The sequence below is a fragment of the Stenotrophomonas sp. TWI1409 genome, from assembly GCF_039673015.1.
GTDB lineage: Bacteria > Pseudomonadota > Gammaproteobacteria > Xanthomonadales > Xanthomonadaceae > Stenotrophomonas > Stenotrophomonas maltophilia_A.
Window position 1 is genome coordinate 1 of sequence record NZ_JBDJKU010000136.1, and the last position, 2,258, is coordinate 2,258.

Below are 2,258 nucleotides of genomic sequence, written 5' to 3' on the forward strand. Positions count from 1 at the left end.
GTCGGCTAGTATCCGCAGATGCATGCTTGACGGTCCCTCCACCCTGGCTCCTACATACCGCGTAGGAGCCGGGAGGAACATACAAGCCATGCTCGACCGCAACTGGGAGGGCCAGTCGAGCATGGCTCGACGCTACAAAGGCAGCGCCACCGGATCATGCACTGCCTTGTCAGAATCGGCCACGCCGTCCAGGCCGCTTTCCCTCCCAGGAAGGCGCATGATGGCGGTGACCACGGCCCCCGGAGCACGCATATGTCCCGCTTCGCCAGCTTCCGCGAGTTCTATCCGTTCTATCTCAGCGAGCACCGCCACCCGGTATCGCGCCGGCTGCACTTCGTCGGCAGCTGCGGCGTGCTGCTGCTGGTCGTTGCAGCAATCCTGCGCGGGCAGCCGGTGCTGTTGCTGGCCGCCCTGTTCTGCGGTTACAGCTTCGCCTGGGTCGGCCATTTCTTCTTCGAGAAGAACCGCCCGGCCACCTTCCAGCACCCGCTGTACTCGTTCATGGGCGACTGGGTGATGTTCGCCGACATCCTGCGCGGGCGCGTGCCCTGGTAGCTCCGCTGTGAATGTGGCCTTCACGCGCTATGCTGGGGCCTGGACGTCATAGATAAGGAAAGCAAGATGTTCCCGACCATGTTCTTTACCGTGGTACTGGCCTTCGTGGCCGTGGTCATCCTGTTCAAGGCAGTACGGATGGTGCCCCAGGGCTACGAGTGGACCGTCGAGCGCTTCGGGCGCTACACGCACACCATGACCCCCGGCCTGCATTTCCTGATCCCGATCGTGTACGGGGTGGGGCGCAAGGTGAACATGATGGAGCAGGTGCTGGACGTGCCCAGCCAGGAAGTGATCACCAAGGACAACGCCGCCGTGCGCGTGGACGGCGTGGTGTTCTTCCAGGTACTGGATGCCGCCAAGGCCGCCTATGAGGTGGCCAACCTGGAAGTGGCGATGATCGCCCTGGTGCAGACCAACATCCGTACCGTGATCGGTTCGATGGACCTGGATGAATCGCTCAGCCAGCGCGAGGTGATCAATGCCCAGCTGCTGAGCGTGGTCGACCATGCCACCAATCCCTGGGGAGTGAAGGTCAACCGCATCGAGATCCGCGACATCCAGCCGCCGCGCGATCTGCTGGATGCGATGGCGCGGCAGATGAAGGCCGAGCGCGAAAAGCGCGCGCAGATCCTCGAGGCAGAGGGTTCACGGCAGTCGGAGATCCTGCGCGCCGATGGCGAGAAGCAGGCCACCGTGCTGGAAGCCGAAGGCCGTCGCGAAGCCGCGTTCCGCGATGCCGAGGCGCGCGAGCGCCTGGCCGAGGCCGAAGCGATGGCGACCAAGGTGGTGTCGGCCGCGATTGCCGAGGGTGACGTGCAGGCGATCAACTACTTCGTCGCGCAGAAGTACGTGGAAGCGTTCAAGGAGCTGGCCAGTTCGCCGAACCAGAAGCTGGTGCTGATGCCGATGGAGGCCAGTGGCGTGATCGGTTCGATCGCGGGCGTGGCCGAACTGGCGAAGCAGGCGCTGGCCAGCCAGGACAACAAGGCCGCCGGCAAGCGGCCGCCGCCGCTCGGAGGCTGACATGCGCTGGGAAGTCGTCGGTTGGGGCGCGCTGGCGCTGCTGCTGTTCGCTGCCGAAGCGCTGGCGCCGGGTGCGTTCATGCTGTGGATCGGCATTGGCGCGGCGGCAGTGTTCGTACTGGTTGCGGTGTTCAGCGACATTCCACTGTTGTGGCAGGTGATCGCCTTCGTCCTGCTGAGTGTGGTCTCGATCCAGTGCTACCGGCGCTGGGGGAGGCCGCGGGCACGGCCCAGCGATGCGCCGTTGCTCAACCGCCGTGCCGAGCAGCTGGTCGGCCGGGAGGTGGTACTGCAGCAGGCCATCGTCGGTGGCCAAGGACGGGTCAGCATTGACGATGCGTCCTGGCAGGTGAGCGGTCCGGAGCTGCCTGCAGGTACGTGGGTACGGGTGGTGGCGGTGCAGGGCAGCACGCTGCTGGTCGAAGCGGTGGCCTAGGGGTTCCCAGCCAACGGCGGAGCCCCTCGTGGGTGGTCGCGGAAGGTGGTTCATGTGTCTGGGTCTGGCGGGTTGGGTTCGCGGGACACGCCGTAGACCCCGCTCCGCGGTCCGGCCCAGCCGCTGGCGGCTGCGCGTTCGGTCGCTTGCGAAGCAGTGCTTCGCAAGCAAAGCGCCCTCACCCATGGGGGCTCGATGGCGCCATCCATGGCGCCAACGGTCCTGCACAACCACACCGCCC

Annotated in this window: 3 protein-coding genes; all 3 read left to right on the plus strand. The window is 65.8% G+C overall.

Annotated elements, in window-relative coordinates; all coding sequences use genetic code 11:
* Window positions 1-252: 252 nt before the first annotated feature.
* The 3 genes from ABE423_RS20645 (at window position 253) to ABE423_RS20655 (ending at window position 2,017) form a co-directional block, all read left to right on the plus strand.
* On the plus strand, window positions 253-555 hold the full coding sequence (locus ABE423_RS20645) for a DUF962 domain-containing protein (protein WP_049422150.1): 303 nt from the start codon (window positions 253-255) through the stop codon (window positions 553-555).
* 66 nt (window positions 556-621) lie between these two features.
* Complete coding sequence (locus tag ABE423_RS20650; RefSeq protein ID WP_005410704.1) at window positions 622-1,581, plus strand: SPFH domain-containing protein; 960 nt, start codon at window positions 622-624, stop codon at window positions 1,579-1,581.
* A 1-nt stretch (window position 1,582) separates the two neighbouring features.
* Window positions 1,583-2,017, plus strand: a complete 435-nt coding sequence (locus ABE423_RS20655; RefSeq protein ID WP_125895565.1) for an NfeD family protein — start codon at window positions 1,583-1,585, stop codon at window positions 2,015-2,017.
* Window positions 2,018-2,258: the final 241 nt, after the last annotated feature.

Coding starts and splice junctions, on each gene's coding strand:
- ABE423_RS20645 (WP_049422150.1), top strand. CDS start 253: ATGTCCCGCTTCGCCAGCTTCCGCGAGTTCTATCCGTTCTATCTCAGC.
- ABE423_RS20650 (WP_005410704.1), top strand. CDS start 622: ATGTTCCCGACCATGTTCTTTACCGTGGTACTGGCCTTCGTGGCCGTG.
- ABE423_RS20655 (WP_125895565.1), top strand. CDS start 1,583: ATGCGCTGGGAAGTCGTCGGTTGGGGCGCGCTGGCGCTGCTGCTGTTC.